Source organism: Lactiplantibacillus sp. 7.2.4 (assembly GCF_018991185.1).
GTDB lineage: Bacteria > Bacillota > Bacilli > Lactobacillales > Lactobacillaceae > Lactiplantibacillus > Lactiplantibacillus pentosus.
Window position 1 is genome coordinate 1 of record NZ_JAGYGS010000177.1, and the last position, 409, is coordinate 409.

At 42.5% G+C, this 409-nt stretch carries 1 protein-coding gene; it reads right to left on the reverse strand.

The annotated features are described in order from the left end of the window. Positions 1–409: IS3 family transposase (locus KGF70_RS17090; RefSeq protein WP_216786535.1), on the reverse strand; the 409-nt coding region annotated here is incomplete at both ends.

Sequence of the window (409 nt, forward strand, 5' to 3'; positions counted from 1 at the left end):
AAGGGGGTCTGGTAGCCCAGTGAACTATGAATTCTCTTCCTATTGTAGAAAGCATGCACATATTCAAAAAGGACAGCAGCGGCAGTTTCATAATTCTCAAAGACCGGCACTGGATAAACACATTCCTTTTTGAGGGAAGCATGAAAAGATTCCATTGGTGCATTATCGTATGGACACCCTTTACGGCTGTAAGAGTGGCGGATATGTAGTTCGGTTAACCGTTGGTTGTAATCATCGCTGGTGTACTGTGATCCTAAGTCTGTGTGGATAATCAGGTCCCCAGTAATGGTTCGATTTTTAACCGCGCTTTCCAGGATCTTTAAGACTAAATCAGTAGCCATCTTTTTTGAGAATGAATAGCCGATAATTCGTCTTGAGTGCAGATCCATGATGGTTGATAAGTAGCAGA